This window comes from Mesorhizobium sp. ISC25, from assembly GCF_042295465.1.
Lineage (GTDB): Bacteria > Pseudomonadota > Alphaproteobacteria > Rhizobiales > Rhizobiaceae > Mesorhizobium.
Window position 1 is genome coordinate 257,866 of sequence record NZ_CP135442.1, and the last position, 19,617, is coordinate 277,482.

Annotated in this window: 18 protein-coding genes; 13 read left to right on the forward strand and 5 right to left on the reverse strand. The window is 60.8% G+C overall.

The window, feature by feature from the left end:
* Positions 1-77 precede the first annotated feature (77 nt).
* The 3 genes from RQ479_RS33155 to RQ479_RS33165 all read right to left on the reverse strand — a co-directional run bounded on the left by RQ479_RS33155 (position 78) and on the right by RQ479_RS33165 (position 3,033).
* A complete protein-coding gene (locus RQ479_RS33155) occupies positions 78-542 on the reverse strand; it encodes a MucR family transcriptional regulator (protein WP_376706176.1) in 465 nt (154 codons plus the stop codon).
* A 227-nt stretch (positions 543-769) separates the two neighbouring features.
* Positions 770-1,639 carry a DUF309 domain-containing protein gene (locus RQ479_RS33160; protein ID WP_376706177.1) on the reverse strand — a complete coding sequence of 290 codons (870 nt, stop codon included), beginning with the start codon at positions 1,637-1,639 and terminating at the stop codon, positions 770-772.
* 359 nt (positions 1,640-1,998) lie between these two features.
* Complete coding sequence (locus tag RQ479_RS33165; protein WP_376706178.1) at positions 1,999-3,033, reverse strand: LacI family DNA-binding transcriptional regulator; 1,035 nt, start codon at positions 3,031-3,033, stop codon at positions 1,999-2,001.
* A gap of 197 nt (positions 3,034-3,230) precedes the next feature.
* On the opposite strand from RQ479_RS33165, the gene RQ479_RS33170 reads away from it, so the two are divergent.
* The 11 genes from RQ479_RS33170 to RQ479_RS33220 all read left to right on the forward strand — a co-directional run bounded on the left by RQ479_RS33170 (position 3,231) and on the right by RQ479_RS33220 (position 13,848).
* Positions 3,231-4,277: a sterol desaturase family protein gene (locus RQ479_RS33170; RefSeq protein ID WP_376706179.1), complete on the forward strand. Its 1,047-nt coding sequence runs from the start codon at positions 3,231-3,233 to the stop codon at positions 4,275-4,277.
* A 99-nt stretch (positions 4,278-4,376) separates the two neighbouring features.
* A complete protein-coding gene (locus RQ479_RS33175) occupies positions 4,377-5,342 on the forward strand; it encodes a sugar ABC transporter substrate-binding protein (protein ID WP_376706180.1) in 966 nt (321 codons plus the stop codon).
* Between the two features lie 25 nt (positions 5,343-5,367).
* Positions 5,368-6,501, forward strand: coding sequence for an ABC transporter permease (locus RQ479_RS33180; protein ID WP_376706181.1), 1,134 nt, complete (start codon positions 5,368-5,370; stop codon positions 6,499-6,501).
* Positions 6,501-7,520, forward strand: a complete 1,020-nt coding sequence (locus RQ479_RS33185) for an ABC transporter permease (RefSeq protein ID WP_376706340.1) — start codon at positions 6,501-6,503, stop codon at positions 7,518-7,520. The genes RQ479_RS33180 and RQ479_RS33185 overlap by 1 nt, the downstream gene beginning before the upstream one ends.
* A 110-nt stretch (positions 7,521-7,630) precedes the next feature.
* Positions 7,631-8,476, forward strand: coding sequence for an ATP-binding cassette domain-containing protein (locus RQ479_RS33190; protein ID WP_376706182.1), 846 nt, complete (start codon positions 7,631-7,633; stop codon positions 8,474-8,476).
* Positions 8,477-8,548: 72 nt separating this feature from the next.
* Positions 8,549-9,553 (forward strand): Gfo/Idh/MocA family oxidoreductase, encoded by a 1,005-nt coding sequence (locus tag RQ479_RS33195; RefSeq protein WP_376706183.1) that lies wholly within the window; start codon positions 8,549-8,551, stop codon positions 9,551-9,553.
* A complete protein-coding gene (locus RQ479_RS33200) occupies positions 9,550-10,509 on the forward strand; it encodes a sugar phosphate isomerase/epimerase family protein (RefSeq protein ID WP_376706184.1) in 960 nt (319 codons plus the stop codon). Before RQ479_RS33195 ends, RQ479_RS33200 begins: the two co-directional genes overlap by 4 nt.
* A gap of 11 nt (positions 10,510-10,520) precedes the next feature.
* Positions 10,521-10,829 (forward strand): MocE family 2Fe-2S type ferredoxin, encoded by a 309-nt coding sequence (locus RQ479_RS33205; RefSeq protein ID WP_376706185.1) that lies wholly within the window; start codon positions 10,521-10,523, stop codon positions 10,827-10,829.
* A 6-nt stretch (positions 10,830-10,835) separates the two neighbouring features.
* Entirely contained in the window at positions 10,836-11,615 is a 780-nt protein-coding gene (locus RQ479_RS33210; protein ID WP_376706186.1) for a TIM barrel protein, read from the forward strand.
* Positions 11,616-11,775: 160 nt separating this feature from the next.
* On the forward strand, positions 11,776-12,528 hold the full coding sequence (locus RQ479_RS33215; protein WP_376706187.1) for a 3-methyl-2-oxobutanoate hydroxymethyltransferase: 753 nt from the start codon (positions 11,776-11,778) through the stop codon (positions 12,526-12,528).
* A gap of 540 nt (positions 12,529-13,068) precedes the next feature.
* On the forward strand, positions 13,069-13,848 hold the full coding sequence (locus RQ479_RS33220) for an alpha/beta fold hydrolase (protein WP_376706341.1): 780 nt from the start codon (positions 13,069-13,071) through the stop codon (positions 13,846-13,848).
* A gap of 296 nt (positions 13,849-14,144) precedes the next feature.
* On the opposite strand, the gene RQ479_RS33225 is transcribed toward RQ479_RS33220, so the two are convergent.
* Positions 14,145-15,695 (reverse strand): winged helix-turn-helix domain-containing protein, encoded by a 1,551-nt coding sequence (locus RQ479_RS33225; RefSeq protein WP_376706188.1) that lies wholly within the window; start codon positions 15,693-15,695, stop codon positions 14,145-14,147.
* Positions 15,696-15,880: 185 nt separating this feature from the next.
* Here RQ479_RS33225 and RQ479_RS33230 point away from each other — a divergent pair, with 185 nt between their 5' ends.
* Positions 15,881-16,582, forward strand: a complete 702-nt coding sequence (locus RQ479_RS33230; protein WP_376706189.1) for an alpha/beta hydrolase — start codon at positions 15,881-15,883, stop codon at positions 16,580-16,582.
* Positions 16,583-16,832: 250 nt separating this feature from the next.
* On the opposite strand, the gene RQ479_RS33235 is transcribed toward RQ479_RS33230, so the two are convergent.
* Positions 16,833-18,092, reverse strand: coding sequence for a DUF1173 domain-containing protein (locus tag RQ479_RS33235; protein WP_376706190.1), 1,260 nt, complete (start codon positions 18,090-18,092; stop codon positions 16,833-16,835).
* A 265-nt stretch (positions 18,093-18,357) separates the two neighbouring features.
* Between RQ479_RS33235 and RQ479_RS33240 the strand changes: the two genes are divergently transcribed.
* Complete coding sequence (locus RQ479_RS33240; RefSeq protein WP_376706191.1) at positions 18,358-19,554, forward strand: DUF932 domain-containing protein; 1,197 nt, start codon at positions 18,358-18,360, stop codon at positions 19,552-19,554.
* Positions 19,555-19,617 lie beyond the last annotated feature (63 nt).

Genomic DNA, 19,617 nt, shown 5'->3' on the forward strand with positions numbered 1-19,617 from the left:
TTCCCGCCTTTTCTTATTCTGCGCAGATCATACCGATAAGCAGCTGCGCGCTCCAAAATGACCCTCGAGAGATAAAGTTAGGCTGCGACCTTCTTGCGGGTCCGCTTCGCCGGCGCCGGCGTTTCCGCCTCTTTCGGTTTGCGGCCGAGACCCATGGTCTTGGCCAACGCAGAGCGCGCAGCAGCGTAATTCGGCGCGACCATCGGATAATCCGCCGCCAGGCCCCATTTGGCGCGATATTCGTCCGGGGTCAGCCCGTAGCGGGTTGAAAGATGGCGCTTTAGCGATTTGAATTTCTTGCCGTCCTCAAGGCAGATGATGTAGTCCGCCGTCACCGACTTCCTGATCGGGACGGCAGGCTTGAGAGCCTCCGGCTCTGCTGCGGAGACGCCTCCGGCGGTGCTTTTCAAAGCCGAGTGCACTTGGCCGATCAGGGCGGGGAGATCGCCCACCGGGACTGGATTATTCGAGACATAGGCTGAGACGACATCGGCGGTAAGCTCGATGAGGCTGTCGAGATTGTGATCGGCTTCTTCTGTCATGAAAACTCTCCGGGTGGCTTGAAAGACAGCGGGCGAAGTCCTGCTACATATTGATGGCGGTCGCTGAAAGCAATAAATGTCTGGGCAGCATAAGTATCGGCATAAGCTAACGCTGATACGCGTCGGCCCCGGTGCTCGTTCGGCTGCTGTGCGCCGGAACCGATGTGCAGCCGTCCATCTTGAGCCTTTGTAATTCCGAAAACAACGTGAGGAAATTACGCGCACCATCAAACACGGCCAGGTGAATGGAACCTGGGCATCCGTCGTTCGCCAGTGACGTGGGGCCAACGAGGCCGGTCTATTCCCTGGCGTTTTCTCCGGATGACTGTTTGTCTTTGTTGCGATCTGATCGGGCTTCCGCCGGAGCTTGGTCCGAGAATGAACTCAAACACGGGTTGCGGCTGACCGAGCGCTGTCGGCTGCAGGGCTGCCGGGGTCCTTGCCGTGGCTTCGGCGTGTTCGGCGAGCGCTGCGGGTGACATGCCGAGCGCACGCTCGAAGCTATGATCGGCCGTGTTCATCAGCCGACGAAGGAGCGCCGCGGCGCGTCCGGCATGACGCATCGCCGCCGCCTGCTTGCCCTCGCGGATCTTCACGCCGGCCGCCGATAACAGGATCAATCCCTTGAAGAGCGTCCGAAGCGGAGAGCCTCGGTCTGCAACTTGCCACAGACCTTCCCAGGCCTCGTGGGCTTCCCAGTAATAGCCATGGTTGAAGAGGTCGAGACCCCAGAGGAATGTGTCTGAATCAAGCGAGATCTCAGCCGACAGCATGGCGTCGCTATTGTAGCTGTGTCCCGCGGGATCGCGCACCGGATGCGGTTGCCTGCCCGGCAGATACGCATAGGATGGAAAGCTCTTTTCCGGCAGCCAACGCCGGCGCAACATCGAACCAATAACCATCAAAGCCGTATAGCACACCCGTGACACCCTGAACGGATGATCACTCCGGAGCGCCTGTCGGCAGAAAAATGAGGTTTTGGGCAACCTTGCGGTGCGACGATGAAGCTGCGAGCGCGAAATTTTGGGGGCCTTGATCCGGTGGACCAGCAGGATGAATTTGAAATATTTTTCAAGGGCCTGTTGTGCCTGCCACAAGAATTGGGACCGTAGACGAGCGCGACTGCAGAAGCGCGCGCTGATGTAATCGTGGTCAGCGATCGGTACGCGAATCTATCGAGTTCCTCTAGAACGAATGGCTTCGTTGGGCGGCGGGCATTAGCAAAGCGTCTCGCACGCCATGCCGTGGCCGTCCCGAGGTGGTGCACGGAACTAATAGGGCATTGCTCTCCGGTTTTAGGTCCGACCGGTTCTAAACTGCATTCGGTGGCGAATTTCGAAATGTCGGCGAACCATGGCCCACGAAGGTTTCCGTGAAGGTCCACCATCAGATCACGTCGATACCCGCCTGAACCGGATATCGCCTCGTGCCCGGTTTCCCTCGAACTGAATTGTCGTCAGATATTCTCCGGCGTGACTATTTCGAAAGGTATTGACCGCTGAAGGGTGGCGAGAGGGGCTTGCGGTCCAATGACGTCTATCATTGTCTGCACGAGTAGTGCCGAGGTCGCTTCGAGGGGATGACAAAGAGCTGCTGTGATCAGGCCCTCAGACAAGCCTTTTCGCGTCTCGGGGCCAATGTCACGGCAAACCACCTTTATCCCGGACCGCCTCTCGGAAGGAACCTCCCGAAGCGCACGAAGCACGCCGGTTATCCCGCCACCGACGATCAGAATTCCCACGAGATCATCAGTCGCCTTCAAAAGCTCGGAGACCATAAGGTAAGCCTCGCTCGATTCTTCGTGCGTGGGGCGGCTTTCCTCTACGGTCAGCCGTGGAGCGTGCTCGCGCAAATAAGAACGGAAGCTGGCGTCTGAGACGTCCTGGCATTGGTAGCGATGGTTGCCTATGAAAACCGCAATGCGCCCGGGACCATAAGTCGTTTGCGCAATCAGGAACGCCGCGGTGCGCCCCAGCTTCCAGTTGTCGGTGCCCACATACGCCGCCCGTTCCGGTGCTGATTGATCCGTAATGTAAGAAACCACCGGCTTCCCCATCTCTTTCAAGGAACGGATGGCCTGGCCAATGATCGGGTGATCGGCAGCGATCACCGTGACGGCGTCGCATGTGTCGCCGAGCGCGATCAGTCGACTGGAGATGGTTTCTGGCGTCAGCAGATCCACAAAGTCGACGACGGGCTCGATCACTTCGTCCCGTCGCTCGCGGCAAGCGGCAACGATCTTCTTTCCGAACAACTGATAGAGGTCGCGGGTCGACTGCTGGAGCAGGAAACCCAATCGGTAATGTGGCGATATTTTACGAGCCCGGTCGTCAATCGCGCCGATGCCGTAGAATCCTATTTCTTCCGCCGCGCTTTGGACGCGTTGCACGGTTTTGGGGCGCACGGAAACGGTGCCATTCAAAATCCGGTTGATAGTCGCCACCGATACCCCTGCCGCAGTAGCGAGATCGTGGATTGTCGGGCGCTTCATGAATCCTCATTCCTCAGCTGTATCATCATGATTGAAACTAAATGATACAAATGCAATTTTGATATTATTTATGCCTTCTCTGAATATCAAGCCTCCGATATGAATTGCGCCGAGTGAGGGCTCGATCAGTTGAGCCCTAGGACGGGGTCCGAACCCCACAGACTCCAGATTGATCCGGGCGGGGAGGCGCTGTTACGATGGATGACCTTCAGTATGGAACACGTGACAAGCGCGGCAATTGGGCCCCGCACCGCCGCGCCGAGCCGGCGCCGATCTGGCACCGTCCGTTCAATGCAAAGAAGGTAGTCGCTTGGATTCCTGATTTCTTCTGGCCATGGAACACATTCCATCTCGCCACGTCGCTCATTTGGGTAAATCTGCTCATTCCGAGCTGGCAGAGCCTCGCGAGCTTCTCGCTGCTCAACTACCTTTGGTTATACGGCCTCAACGCCGCCGGAATTTTTCTTTTCTACGGCTTCTTCGAGCTGCGCTACTACGTTCAGCGCAAGCAACAGAACCGCTTCAAGTACAATCCAAAATTCCCGTCAGACGCGCCGTCTGACATATTCTGGTTCCAAAACCAGAACATCGACAATTTCACCCGCTCGTTTTTCGTCACTATACCGCTGTGGACCGTGGTGGAGATCGTGATGCTGTGGGTCTACGCAAACAGCTGGGCGGTCTGGCTCCCGTGGACGACAAACTGGATCTACCTGTCGTTCCTGGTGCTTATCGCGCCGGCCGTGCATGAGGTCTATTTCTTCTTCCTGCACCGGGCGATCCATTGGCCGCCGCTCTACAAATGGGTGCATTCGGTCCATCACAACTCGATCAATCCGAGTCCCTGGTCGTCGCTGTCGATGCACCCGGTCGAAGGCTTCCTCTATCATGCCGAAGCCTGGCTACACCTCTTGATCCCGTCCAATCCAGTTTGCGCCTACTTCACGCTGCACGGCGCGGGATTCGGCGCGGTGAACGGCCATCTCGGTTTCGAGATCTTCGAAATCACCGACAAGGTCAACCTCGATAGCCATTCCTACGTGCACTACCTGCACCACAAATATTTCGAGGTGAACTACGGCGGCGATGGGCTAGTGCCCCTCGATAAGCTGTTCGGCACTTGGCACGACGGCAGCAAGGAAGCCGACGAAATCATGAAGGCCCGCTTCCGCAAGAAAAAGGAAAAGGTACGGAGCCGGCAGGAAGGCCGCGGCGATCCGGCGTCTGGAATGCCAGCCGAATGACGAACCAAATGCTGTTTCGACTTTGCCCGTGAGGAGCGGGCCGGGGACAGCAGGACTTTTTGTTCAAAAGCCCCGCGGGGTAAATCTGGGAGGAAGACCATGAAGCTTTTCAAGACGCTTGTGTCGGCAGCGGTGCTGGTCGGGTTCAGCACCGGCGCGACGCTCGCCGCCAACATCTTCGTCGTCGGCGGCAAGCCGGACGATCCGTTCTGGTCGATCGTCAAGCGTGGCGCCGAAGACGCCGGCAAGGTAGCGGAGGCTCAGGGCGGCAAGGTCACCTGGCTCGGACCTCAGAATTATGACAATCTGGGCGTCGACGCCGCCGAACTGATCCGCCAGGCCATCGACCAGAAGGCGGACGCCATCGTCGGTCCGGACTGGGTGCCGGAAGCGATGGATCCTGCGTTCAAGGCAGTGAGGGACGCCGGCATTCCACTGATCATTTACAATGCCGGCGGACTGAAAGCGGCCGATCGCCTCGGCGCCATGAACTATGTCGGTTCGGACGACTACAAGGGTGGCGTTGCGGCGGGCGAGTACCTTGCCAAGGCCGGAAACAAAAAGGGCGTGTGCATCAACACGCTGCCAGGCGCCGCCAATATCGAGGCCTTCTGCGGTGGCTTCAAGGAAGGCATGACAAATGGCGGCGGCCAAGCCGATGTCCTGCCATTGCCCGCAACTTCCTTCGGATCGGCCACAGCCGTCGCGCAGGCAGTGAAAGCCTATCTGCTGCAGCATCAGGACGTGAACGCCGTCTTTACGATCGGCAACGTCGACGCCAACTCCGCGATGAATGGTCTAACCCAGGCCGGCAAGGTCGGAAAAGTGCACCTGTGCGGCATGAACTTTGACGAGACCATCCTGAACAACATCAAGGGTGGTCAGCAGGACTGCGCGATCGACCAGCAAGGCTACCTGCAGGGATACCTGGCCGTCGCGATCCTCAATGGCCACGTCAACTACGGCTTGTCGGTGCCCACCCGCGAGATCCTTACCGGACCAGGCATCATCGATAAGACAAACGTCGACGCCACCATTGCTGGCGTGAAAGCAGGGACGCGATAGTTCCTCCCGCCTGGGCCGCCCTGCCTTGACGTCGGGCGGCCCTTTTTACCTCTCTCTGCGGCGGGCCGCATCATGGCCGGCCGCATGCTCGCGGATTACCCTGATGGCACATCCCGTGACGTTCACATCAACCCCAGCGGCGCCGAACCCCACGCGGTCCGGACTGGCCCTCGGCCGGCTGGCGCGTCGACCAGAGTCGGGCTCGTTCCTCGGCCTGGTCGCGGTTCTGCTTTTCTTTGGCCTGTTCGGCGGGAGCGGCTTCATGTCGGCAGCCGGGGCGGCCAGCTGGTTGAACATCGCGTCTGAGATCGGGATCATCGCCATGCCGATAGGATTGCTGATGATCGCCGGGGAACTCGACATCTCGGTCGGTGCCGTGATCCCCGCGGCGTCTCTGACCGCTGCAATCGTCTCCGGGCATTATGGGCTACCAGATTGGCTCGGCATAGTGGCAGCCCTTGGCCTTGGCCTCACTGTCGGCTTCCTCAACGGGCTGCTGGTGACGAGAACGACCATCCCGTCGCTCATCATCACCATTGGCACCATGTTCCTCACGATGGGTCTGACGCTGGGTCTCACCGTCAAGATCGCCGGCAGCACCGGCGTATCGCTGGTGCCGGACCCGCTCACCAAGGCAATCTTCGGCGACTATCTCGGCGGCATGTTTCAGGTCACGATCCTGTGGTGGGTTGTGTTCGTGATCGGCTTGTTCTGGCTGTTGCACATCTCGCCCATTGGCAACTGGATTTATGCTTTGGGCGGCGACAAGGAAAGCGCGCGCAACATCGGCATCCCAACAAAGCGCCTGACCATTGGCCTGTTCATGCTGTCCGGCTTCAGCGCTGCTTTCGTCGGGGTCAGCGAGGTGATGGTCTACCAGAGCGCGCAGGTTCTGGCCGGCCAGTCCTTCATCTTCAATTCCATCATGTGCGTGGTCATCGGCGGCGTTTTGCTCACGGGCGGCTTCGGCTCGATCGTCGGCATCGTGTTTGGCACGATTACCTTCTCGATTGTGAACCAGGGGATCTACTTCACGACCATGGATCCCAACATAGGGAGCATCATAATCGGCGCGCTTCTTTTGATCGCGGTGCTGACCAACGACACCTTCCGGCAATTGGCACTCAGCTATTCGTCGAAGAAGGAAAAACAGCCATGATGGACGCGATCAAATCCGTGCTGCGTCGTCCAGAAGCCGGCTCGATTCTCAGCCTTATCGGCGTGGTGTTATTCTTCGTTCTGTTTGGCGGCGCCAACCTGGCTACGCTCGTTGGCGCAGCGAGTTGGGTCAATTTCGCGGCCAATCTCGGGATTGTGGCCATTCCCGTCGGCCTGCTGATGATCGCAGGCGAACTCGACATCTCCATCGGCGCCATGATCCCAGTTGGTTCGATGACAACCGCCATCCTCACCGGTTACTACGAACTGCCCATGGCGGTGGGGATAGCTGGGGCGCTGGCAATCGGCGTGGCGGTCGGTCTCGTCAACGGTCTGCTGACGGTCCGCACCTCCGTGCCCTCGCTCATCATTACCCTGGCGACGCTGGTTGCCATGCAGGGCGTGGTGCTCAGTGCTTCCGTGCTTTTGACCGGCAATGCCAGCGTTGCCCTGACCGCGCCGGACTGGGCCAAATTCCTCTTCGGCCAGCTGATAGGCGGCAGTCACCAGGTCGTCATAGTCTGGTGGGTTGCATTCGCAGTCGTCGCAGGCTTCGTTCTGCACAAGACCCGTTACGGCAACTGGCTGTTTGCAATGGGCGGCGACCGTGTCAGCGCCCGCAATGCCGGAATTCCGACAGACCGCATGACTATTTCGCTGTTTGTGTTGTCCGCGGTCAGCGCCACCTTTGTTGGCATCTGCCAGGCCATTCTGTTCAATTCCGCGCAAGTCTCCGGCGGCATGAACTTCATCTTCAACGCCATCGTTTCGGTGGTGGTGGGTGGGGTACTGCTGACCGGCGGTTTCGGCTCGGTCGTCGGGATCTTCGTCGGCACCATCACCTTCGCCATCGTCAGCCAAGGCATCTACTTCACCCAGATCGACCGAAACTGGTCGAACCTGATCATCGGTGTGATGCTTCTGGTGGCCGTGATGATGAACCAGTCCTTCCGCGACTTGGCTGTCTACTTCCGGCCGCGCAACAAGCGAAGCGTGCCGAGGGAGCCAGCAAACCCATGAGAAACAGCCACCGCAGCCGGCCCCTGGACGCGCATCGACCAACGAGCGTCGAATTCGATGGCCGATCTACCGCGTCAGCCAAGCCGATCAGAGATGGAGATGAGCCCGTCATGAACGACAAACCTGCCATTCTCGAACTGAGAAACGTCAACAAGTCCTTCGGACCAATCGACGTCCTGCACGATATTTCGCTAAAAGTGCGCGCCGGCGAAGTTCTTTGCCTGCTCGGTGACAACGGTGCCGGCAAGTCGACCCTCATCAAGACGCTGGCTGGTGTCCACAAACCCAGCAGCGGCCAGATACTGATGGATGGCCAGCCGGTGACTTTCGCCGGGCCGAGAGAGGCCCAGGGAAAGGGTATCGCCACGGTGCATCAGTTCGGCGGCACCTTCCCGCTGATGAGCATCGGCCGGTCCTTCTTCGTCGGCGTAGAGCCGACCCGAGGCTGGGGACCGTTCAAGATCTACGACCGCAAGCGCGCCAACGAGATCGCGGTGAAAGCGGTACGCGATTTCGGAATCACCCGCATCGATGACGGCGATCGTTTGGTCGGGGGCCTGTCCGGCGGCGAGCGACAGTCGCTTGCCATTGCCCGCGCTGTATATTTTGGCGCGCGGTTGCTGATCCTGGATGAGCCGACCGCGGCGCTCGGCGTCAAGCAGGCCTCGCACGTGCTGCGCATCGTGAACGAGGCGAAGAGGCGCGGCCTGGCGGTGGTCTTCATCACCCATCAGGTCATGCACGCCATGGCCGTCGGTGACCACTTCGCCGTGCTGATCCGCGGTGCCATCGCCGCCGATTTCCGCAAGGGCGAAAAATCACGCGAGGAGATCACAGATTTGATGGCTGGCGGCGAGACCATGGCCGACCTCGAAGCCCAGGTCGAGGGTTACATGGAAACGCATGAGGGGCATGCGCCATCCCTTAAGGTGCTGGAGAGCCCAGCCGCTCCATAGGCTTTCTTGGGATGCTGTTTAAGGCGCGGCTTCTCCCTCCCAAACTTGAACAAGCAAAAAAGCAGGACAGAAATGAAAATCCGCATTGCAGTGATCGGCGCCGGCTTGATGGGCGCAGATCATGCCAAGATAGTCGCCGAGGAACTGCCCGGCGCAACCCTTCAATTGGTCTGCGACATGGATGAGCAACGCGCTCGTCGCGTCGCGGACGCGTGTGGGGCGTTCGACATCGCTACCGACCCCGATCGCGTCATCTCCCGGCAAGACGTGGACGCCGTGATCATTGCCAGCCCCGACTTCACGCATGCGCCGCTTTCGACGGCCTGCATTTCCGCCGGCAAGCGGGTTCTATGCGAAAAGCCCCTTTCGCAAGCATGCGCCGACTGCATTGCAGTGATGGAGGCCGAGCAGAAGGCGGGGGCGAAATTCGTCCAGCTCGGCTTCATGCGGCGCTACGATCGCTCCTACCAGGAGATGAAGCGCGCGCTTGACGAGGGCCATCTTGGCCGGGCGCTGATGATGCACAATTTCCACCGCAATGTTGAAACACCCGCGGCCGATTTCACCGGCGCGATGGCCATCACCAATTCCGCACCGCACGAATTCGACGTCGTGCGTTATGTGCTCGGCACCGAATATGCCTCGATCACCGCATTCCAGCCGCGCCGCTCGGACGCCCGTGTCGCACCTGTCGTGATGGTGCTGGAGACAGTCGACGGACAGCTTGTCAACATCGAGATCAACAACAACGCCAGCTACGGCTATGACGTCCGCGCCGAACTGGTCGGCGAGCGAGGCAGCGTGGCGACCAACAACGTCGCCTTCACCCGCACGGAAACCGCGCTCACCCAAAGCACAAATTACGATGTCGACTGGCGGACCCGCTATTACGATGCCTACCGTCGCCAGAACCGCGACTTCCTTCGCTTCGTCCTGACCGGCGACTTCCCGGCGACCGCCTCGGATTGCTGGGACGGCTATTGCGCCGCCGTCGTTGCCGAGGCTGGCGTGGTCGCGTTGAAGGAAGCGCGTCGAACACCCGTCCAGATGATTGCCAAGCCGGAGTTTTACGCGTGAAGCTGGGTTTCGTTTCAGACAGTCTCGGCGCTCTGCCGTTCGATGCGATGTTGGATCATGCCCAGCGCATGGGAGTATCCGGCATCGAGGTGAACACCTGTGGCTGGTCGACCGCCCCCCATTTTCGGCTTTCGTCGATGCTGGGGGACAAGGAAGCCCAGAAGCGCTTTATCGGAGCGTTCGAGGAACGCGGGCTGGAAATCATCAGCCTGAACGCAAACGGCAATCCGCTGCATCCAACCGATCACACACAAGGCGAGGGATTGAAGGACACGATCCGCGTCGCCGGCGAAATGGGTGTTCGCACCGTCTGCACCATGAGCGGTCTGCCGGCCGGGAGTGCCAGCGACAGCATGCCGAACTGGGTTGTCTCATCCTGGCCACCGGAAACCCAGACGATCCTCAGATATCAATGGGAAGAAAAGCTGATCCCCTTCTGGACCGAGATCGCGGCGCTGGCGAAGCAAAACGGCGTCGACCGTATCGCACTCGAGCTCCATGGCAATCAGTGCGTTTACAACGTGCCCTCGTTGCTAAAACTGCGGGAAGCGGTGGGACCGGTCGTGGGTGCCAATCTGGATCCCTCGCACCTGTTCTGGATGGGTGCTGACCCCTTGGCCGCAGCTGAAGCCCTAGGCAAGGCGGTTTACCATGTTCATGCCAAGGATACGATGCTCAACCGACCCGTTCAGGCAACGACCTCGCTGCTTGAGAACGGCAGCCTGATGGACATTCCGGCCCGCGCCTGGAGCTATATCACGCTTGGCTTTGGCCATGGCGAGCAGTGGTGGCGGCAGTTCTGCTATCGGCTGAAGATGGCCGGCTATGACGGCTGGCTCTCCATCGAGCACGAGGACGTGCTGCTGAATTCGCTGGAGGGGCTCGAGAAGTCCGTCGCTCTGCTCCAGGGGGTGATGCCGTCGGCTCGTGCAGACTTCAAACCACAAGATATCTGAAGAGGTACTCAATGCCCTGGGTCGACGCTTGCGCTGCTGACGAAATCGACGCTGAGGAAGCCAAGCGCTTCGAGAATGGCGGCCGCACCTTCGCGATCTTCCGCAACGACGCGGATGAATACTACTGCACGGACGGGCTCTGCACGCACGAGAAGATCCACCTCGCCGACGGTCTCGTCATGGGGAATACGGTGGAGTGTCCCAAACACGCTTCCGTTTTCGACTTCACGACTGGCGAAGTAGAAACACCACCCGCCTGCGAGAACCTCAAGACTTACAAGACCAGGGTCGAGAACGGCCGCGTCTTGGTCGAGCTTTGAGCCGTCATGGGCCAACCTTTCCAACTCGCCGCATGCGCCGAGATGCTTTGGCGTGATCGGCCTATGGCCTGGCGCGTCGCGCGTCTGCATGAGATGGGTTTTGGCGTCGGCTTGTGGAATTGGCCGGACCATGACCTCGAGGCGCTCGTGAAGACGGGCGCGACTTTCACGATCATGAACGGCTATCTCGAGGGAAGGCTCGCCGATGACGAGGGGGCGGACATTCTCTTGAAATCGGCCCTTGAGACCGCCAGAGTCGGAAAGCGCCTCGGCGTTGCCCGATTGAACCTGCACGGCACCGGGCTCGGCGAGGGCGGGATTCCCATCGTCAAGACCGACGTCGAGACCGGCCCGATGTGGCTGAAGGCGCGCGACACGTTGAACCGCATCTGTGACATGGCAGAGGCCGAAGAGGTCGTCTTCACGCTCGAAAACCTGAACCTGCTTGATCACCCCGGCTGCGCGTTTGGTTCGACGGCAGCGGTGCTGGCATTGGTGTCGTCGATCGACAGGCCGCAATTGCGCATCAATCTCGACCTCTATCACACCCAAATCGGCGAGGGTGATATCGTGCGCTGGTGTCAGAAGTGCCTGCCGTTCATCGGCGAAGTCCAGGTCGCCGACAATCCGGGCCGTTGTGAACCTGGAACCGGAGAGATGAACTGGCCCTACATCGCGAGAGCCCTGTTCGAGATGGGATACCGCGGGCCGGTGGGTCTGGAAGCCTTTGCCCGAAACGATCCGGAAGCGGCGCTGGACGCTTTTCGGCGAGCTTTCACGGTGTGAGCCATGCTGGGCGCGGGCCGGCGATACTCCGATCCGACACCTTCGCCAATTCCTTTGAAGATCATCTGAACCGCAGCGGAGGCTGACCATGGGCATGTATCACAACCGTCCTCATGTCGAGGACATCCGAAAGATGAAGAGGAATGGACAGAAAATCTCCATGCTCTTCGTCAGAACGCCCGATGAGGCAGCAGCCGCGGCCGCGGCAGGCATCCACATGCTGTCCATCGAAGGTCGATATTTCGACCAGGAGATGCGAGAGGCAGCCGGCAACTGTTTCGTCCAGGTCGGTTTGCCTTATGGCGGCTGGGGGAGCTTTGCCGGTCGGCCGCTCGCGACGGCAGAGGACTATCTGCGCGCGGCCTTCCACTTCGCCGCCATCGGCGGCGACGCCTTCTACTGTGCCGCGTCCTACGACATCCAGAAGGCGCTTTGCGACAACCACCTCCCTGTGGTCGGCCATATCGGTTTGATCCCTTCATACATCACCTGGACGGGCTGGCGGGCAGTCGGCAAGACCGCGGATGAAGCACTCCGACTGTGGCGACACACACAGAGACTCGAGGAGATCGGTGTCTTCGGGGCGGAACTGGAAGTCGTGCCCGACCGTGTCGCAAAATTTCTGGCGGAAAACTCATCGCTCGTCATGCTCGGCATGGGCGCCGGCAAGTATGCGGATGCGCAGTACCTCTTCACTGAAGATGTCTGCGGCTACGGCAGGAACCACAAGCCGCGACACGGAAAAGTCTACCGAAACCTCGGCCCAGAGTTGCAGAAGATCCAGGACGAACGCATCGCTGCCTTCAAGGAATACAAGGGAGAGGTCGATTCCGGCAGGTATCCCGGTTACGAGCATACAGTCCCGATTGGCGATGCCGAGTTCGAGACCTTCATGCAAGCGGCCAAACGGTGACACCATGCGAATGGAGCTATCCGATCCCTTACGGGCGAGCGGTCGACAGGCCCGAAATGCGCCGGCGCCAACGCTCGCAGAACTGAAAATACGGGTTGCAAAGAGGGAACTCATCCTCCCGGCGAAGCTGGAAACTGTCGCGCGCCTGATGTTTGCGGAACCGGATTACGTTGCCTTCGAGAATGCCGCCTCAATCGCACGCCGATGCGGGGTATCCCCGACAACCTTGTCCCGCCTTGCCCCGCGCCTCGGCTTCCGGTCCTTCAAGGAAATGCAAAATTGCTTCCGAGTGCACATCTTAAACCAGCCGCGAAATGAGCTGATAGCCGCGGGCCGCTGAGCGACGAGGAACATCGTTTTGATGGTATCGGGACGATATTTCTGAGGGGAGCGCCGCCGACTCAACGATCACGAAGCGGTGACGGCTGTAACGAAGGCCCGGCAGGTTGCGAAGACCGGACGTAGGCGCCGGGCGACGCATTTGCGGCGCGTTCCAGCCGAAGTCTGGGCGCGATCCGCCAAACTCTCAAGGAATCCACGATCATGATGAATAGGCGCACTTTCTCCGCCACGCTGGCCGCTGGAGCGGCAGCGGGCATACTGGCCAGCTCCCAGACGACGCGAGCGCAGACGGCCCCCAAGGTTCGCAATGTTGTTCTGGTCCACGGCGCCTATGCGGATGGTTCGTGCTGGTCGGAGGTGGTTGGCCGGCTGCAGCAGGCCGGCTTCAATGCAACCGTCGTCCAGCACCCGCTGACGACGCTGGAGGCGGGTGTTGAGGCAACGCGCCGTGCGATCGCGCTTCAGGACGGGCCGACGGTCCTTGTCGGACACTCCTTTGCCGGCATGATCGTCAGCGAGGCAGGGATCGATCCAAAGGTTTCCTCGCTCGTCTACGTCGCTGCGCGCGCTCCGGATGCGGGCGAAGACTACACGGCGCTCGCTAAGAATTTTGCGGCGCCGCCTGCCTCGGCCGGCCTTGTCTGGTCCGAAGGCTACGGCAAGCTCAGCGAGGAGGCTTTCCTGCGGGATTTCGCCGGCGGTGTTCCTCGCGAGAAGGCGCATATCCTCTATGCCGTCCAGGGGCCGATCTCGGATAAGCTTTTCATTGGAAAGATAACGCAGGCGGCCTGGCGCTCGAAGCCAAGCTGGTATGCGGTCTCGACCGAAGATCGCACGATCAATCCCGATCTCGAGCGCTTCATGGCCAAGCGCATGAACGCAAAGACCATCGAGGTGAAGGCAAGCCATTTGTCGTTGATTTCTCACCCGCACGAGATCGCCGGGCTCATCTCGCAAGCGGCCGGATCGCTCAGCTAGCGAGATTGGCGGCATCTGGGGCGGCATGGAAATCAGCCGCCTCAGGGCTTCGGCGATCTGCGAGTCGACATCCGCGAAGCGTCCGGTATGGGGGCTAAAATGCTTGTTGTACGGTTCTAGAATTGGGAATCGCCCTGGGCTTCCTAGAAGCTTTTCCGAGCTACCCTCGTATCCATGCTCACTGAAGACGTCGGACCGCTTCCGTGAATTAGGCTGCCGAGCAGCAACGCGCCCGATGTTGGTCATTCCAACGATCGGTCCGTCCCCAAAAGCGGACATAACTTGCGCCGGAGCTCCTATTCCGGCAGGCCTGCCATCCGAAAGGCGTCGGTGACGTTGTCGACGATCTCGGGCGCAAGTCCAACTGCAGTGGACCAACTGCCGATGGTGAAGTGTGGGTCGAGTGCCATGAGCCGCGTGGCCGACGCTTTTGCCTCCTCGATCCGTCCGAGCCGGGCAAGGGGAGCGGCCAGCCATCCGTGCAGGATGCTGAATCCGGGGTTCAGCTCCACCGCCCGCCGGCCGGCCGCGATCGCATGTTCATGCCGGCCGTTGAGAAAATTGCCGAAACCAATCATGCCTTGCGGCACGCAGTTCATGACGTCCAGGGGGTTCAATCGTAACGCCTGCTCGCCCCAGTCGATGGCGCGTGTCGCATCGCCGCCATAGGCCACCGGCACGCAGCCGAAGGCATAGACGAAGGCACACGAGGCGCTAAGCGAGAGCGCCTGCGAAAACGCCTCGTCGGCGAGCTTGCGGTCATGCTCGACGAGGCCAATGGTGAAGCCGGCCAAGGCCAAAGCCATGGCATCGCCCGAGCCATGCTCGATGGCCGCATGGGCGTGGCGGGATGCCTTCTCGCGGTGCTCGGCCAGCATGCCGCCGCGGATGAAAATGGTCTGATGCGCCCAGGAGGCAAAGCCGTGGACGAGCGAATAGGTCGGCTCGATGGCGAGCGCCTGGTCGAGCAGCGGCAGCCCCTTGGCGGCGCCCTGCGGCATGAAGGTATAGACGTCGGGCAACGCGCGCAGCAAAAGATCGTAGGCGTCGAGACTGTCGGGGCGCTTGCGCCTGACGCGTTCGATCTCGGCCCGGCGCAGATTGGGCTCTATCGCAGCGACCACGCTGACGGTGATCTCGTCCTGCAGCGCGAACACGTCGCTCAGCTCGCGGTCGTAGCGTTCGGCCCACAGATGGCTGCCGTCCTCGGCGTCGATGAGCTGGCCGCTGATGCGCACGCGGCTTCCCACCTTGCGCACGCTGCCTTCCAGCACGTAGCGCACGCCGAGCTCGCGCCCGACCTGCTTCACATCAACCGCGTGGCCTTTATAAGTGAAGCTTGAGTTCCGCGCGATGACGAACAACCAGCGGATGCGCGACAGGCCGGTGATGATGTCCTCGACCATGCCGTCGGCAAAATAGTCCTGATCCGCATCGCCGCTCAGGTTCACGAAAGGCAGCACGGCGATGGAGGGGCGTGCGGGAATGCCAAGGCCAGGCTTTGCCTGTTCCACCGATGCTGTCGCCTCGGCGCCGGCCTCCTCGCGCACGCTGCCGATGAACCGAAAGCCCCGGCGCAGGATGGTGCGGACGAGGCGCTGCTGCTCGCCATTGTCCTGGAGGGCGCTGCGGGCGGCGTTAACTCGGCTGGCAAGCGTCGCGTCCGAGACGATGCGTCCCTGCCAGACCGCATCAACCAGATCGTCCTTGCTGACCACCCGCTCGCGGTTGCGGATCAGATATTGTAAGAGGTCGAACACCTGCGGCTCGACAGAGATCAGGTCGTTGCCGCGACGCAGTTCGCGCCGATCGCCGTCCAGAGCGAAATCCTCGAAAAGATACGGCAAATTGCTGGCTCCGGAACGCGGCTAATAGCGATTCTGGACATTGTAGCCGTGCGGTGGCGGCAAAATCAAAGCCATCTCAAGGGAAAATCAAGAGGTCCTGAAGGCTGCCTCAAAGCGAGCGGGTCGTTGTCGTCGCATAGTCCTCCTGCACCAACGCAAACAACACTTTGAAAAGGAGAACTCAAATGTCGAACAACACAGCAAATTCCGTGGTCCTCGTTCATGGCGGCTTCGTCGATGGCTCCGGCTGGGAAGGGGTCTACAACCAACTCAAGAAGGACGGCTACGACGTCACCATCGTCCAGAACCCGACGACCTCGCTCGCCGACGATGTCGCGGTGACGAAGCGCGCTATCGCCGCCGCCCCCAGCAATGTCATCTTGGTCGGCCATTCCTATGGCGGCGTCGTGGTGTCGGAAGCCGGCACCGATCCGAAGGTGGCGGCTGTCGTCTATATCGCGGCCTTCGCGGCGGATGCCGGCGAGTCGGTCTCGACCCTGATCGCCAACCCGCCTCCCGGTGCTTCCGTGCCGCCGATCCTGCCGCCCGTCGATGGCTTCCTGATGCTCGACAAGGCCAAGTTCGCTGCCGCGTTCGCCGCCGATGTGCGTCCCTCGCTCGCTGCCTTCATGGCGGACTCGCAGGTTCCGTGGGGCATTCCGGCGCTCGAAGGCAAGGTCACCAAGCCGGCCTGGAGGGTGAAGCCGAGCTGGTATCTCGTCGCCACCGACGACCACATGATCCCGCCGCCGGCACAGCGCCAGATGGCGATCCGGGCCAGCGCGACGACGGTCGAAGTGCCCGGCAGCCACGCTGTCTACGTTTCCGATCCCGCAGCTGTCGCCAAGATCATCGAACAGGCGGCTGCTGGCGTCGGCAAGAAGTGACCCCGCATCATCCGAACGGGATTCGGGCGCCAGGCGCCCGGGTCGCGTTCTGACTAGTTCATTGCAGAACCGGAGCGTCTGCTTGCGGCCCCACAGGACGCTGAACACCGCGACGCCATCGCGGACTAAGCTTATTACACAGATCAAGGATGTTTCAGCTTTGAGGGGCTTGGCGATTCCGCGAGCTATATGAAAAGATTATATTATTAGGAAAATTCTGGCGGAGAGAGCGGCGCGAACGGTACCTCTTTCATGTGACGGGCCCACCGTCTTGCCGGCCAGGCAAAGTCGGCATCTCAGTATCGGCCGTGCGCCAGATCCAGGAATCGAACTCCGGTCGCGATGCGATCAGTTCGCCCAGCATTTCCTGGTACGCGCCATCGGAGGAGGGCGGTACGACATAGAGGCCAACCGGCCGCGGCTGTATCTGCAATATCGCCGTCGCGGTCGGCTTGTCCGCCGGCAGATTGAAGCGCAGTCCTTTCACGCTTCGCTCCCTTGTCCTGGCAAGGGCGTCGACCAGCTTCTTTTCATAGGCGGATTCGTACGGCACCCAATTCTCCGCCACCACCATGACGGCAATTTCCTCGATCACAGCCAGCCCCGCCGGGGTCAACCCGAAGGTGGCGATCGCAATCAAATGCGATGCCTCATCCGCGCCCCAGAGTGCAATCTCACTTTCAAAGCGGGTTCGAAGCCGACGATGAAGGCTTTCGTCCAACAAGAACACGAACCCCGGCATGTGCTTGACGATCAACTTGTGGCCGCTCCGAGCCGGGCTGAACTCCTTGACCTCGCCGACCAGGATCATCAGCCTTCTGGGGCCGCTCTTCGGGGGCAGCGCAGATGCAAGCGCCTGCCCGCGCCTTTGCTCGATCGCGATTTTATCGGCGGACCGGAACGGCTCGGGCACGAACAGGATTTCGCTCAGCGCTCTGCCCTTGACCGTCATCTGGCCAGCGGCCTCAACGAGGTGCCAACGAATATTCCACCAATGCCTTTTGCCAGCCCATCGCGACGTCCAGACTGTCAGTTCCGCTTCGTGCCAGAGATAATGGAGCAGGCCTCGCAGGGAGAGTTTCCTGATGTCCCCGACCACGCTGTCCGAACTTGCGGCGCCAACTGCCGGCGCAGATCGCGTGCCGACCTTCGATAGGCGAAAGTCCAGCTTCAGCGCGGCCATGCCGCTCTCGGAATCGACCTGGATAGCGCTGCGCATCAGCACGCCAAGGCCGGACAGTTCGTCGGGCGGCTCGTAAGAGAAACAGGAAGGATCATGGCTGCCACCCGACAGCGGCATCCGCTTGACCATGTATTGGTCGCCAACCTGCGCAATATACATCGTCGGGGAGGGCTCTTTGCACAAGCAAAGCGGTCGCAGCTTTCTGCGATATGCATCCGCAAGCGCAGCCTGTAGATCAGACGCCGCCTCCTCGATCACCAGGTCAGCAAGTCTGAAACGTCGCATTGCCTCCGTTGCTCCGGACGCCGCCGCATCCCACGCCCCCATTGAGTCACGGTTTTACCATCGAAGCAACGGGCTTATTCGTCAGGGCATCATCACCCGCCTCTCTCGCCGGAACGGGGCTGCCGGCTTCGCTGAACACCCGGCCTGCGGCTGGTCTTCCCTTGGGTGTGAGTTTGGGCGCTGCCACGCGGCGGGCACTTCGATAGGCGACGGTTGCGGCCAGCAGAGGAAGAGAGAAGGCGGGGCTTTCGGTGGACGGACGAAGGTCCGGGAGAGAGGCTCCCGGCGTCCGCCGCGGAGCAAACCCATGACACATATGGAAATTCAGGCACCGACGCGCAACGCGCGAGCAGGCTACAAGGTGGATGTGAGCCGAGGCCAGCGCGTCGGCCGCGTGTCGTCGGAGTGGTTCAACCGACCGGCCGATGAGCGCTACCTGTCGCTCACCGACCTGCGGAACTCGGTGAGGGCACGGTCGCAGCGTAGCCGTACGCGCATTGTCGAGAGCGAACGGATCCGCGTCGAAGCCAGCCGCGACGACGCGGAACGCCTCATGCTCATGCTGCCCGATGCCGAGGCACCGGTTGCGCCCACGCATTGGAGCTTTGGCCAGCTTGCCAGCCTGGTCGGCGCACCGGCTGCTTATCTGCGCCAACTCCCGGCCCCGCTTGCCGCCATCAATCTCCAATACGGGCTGACCTCGCAGCGGGCCGAGCAGGTAAAGACGCTTGAAATCCAGAACGGCCGCGTCGAGCTGCGGGCGGTGACCGGTCCCGACTACGGCCGGATTTTCGATCACGAGCTGGTCGAGGCCGTGCAGAAGATTGCCGGCAATGGCACCGGCGATACGCGGTGGAAGGTGCCGGGCGTACTCGACTGGTCGACGGGAATCTACAACCCCAATGTCGACATCTCCAAGAACACGACAACGCTTTATGCATCCGACCGCGACGTCTTTGTCTTCCTGGTTGACGACCTCAACCCGATCGAGGCCGGAAAGCTGCCAAACGGCGATCCGGATCTTTTCTTCCGAGGCTTCTACTGCTGGAATTCGGAAGTGGGCGCCAAGACACTGGGTATCGCAAGCTTCTACCTTCGTGCGGTTTGCCAGAACCGCAATCTTTGGGGCGTGGAAAATTTTGAGGAGATCACCATCCGGCATTCCAAATATGCGGCTTCGCGCTTCGCCGCTGAGGCGGAGCCGGCGCTGATCCAGTTCGCCGACTCCTCGCCCATGCCCTTCGTCAACGGCATCAAGGCGGCGCGCGAGCGTGTCGTCGCCCGCACCGATGAAGACCGCGAGAGCTTCCTGCGCAAGCGGGCCTTCTCGAAGGTTCAAACCACGAAGATCATCGATGCTGTGTTGGCCGAAGAAGGCAGGCCGCCGGAGTCGATCTTCGATTTTGTGCAGGGCATCACGCGGGTCGCGCGTGACAAGCCGCACCAGGATGTCCGCCTGGAGATGGAGGGCAAGGCCAAGAAGCTCTTCGATTTGGCTGCCTGACGCGTTCCGATGCCGGCCTCGCTGCGGGCATCTCCCGCTTATTTCCCCGGCGTCGTCCTCGAG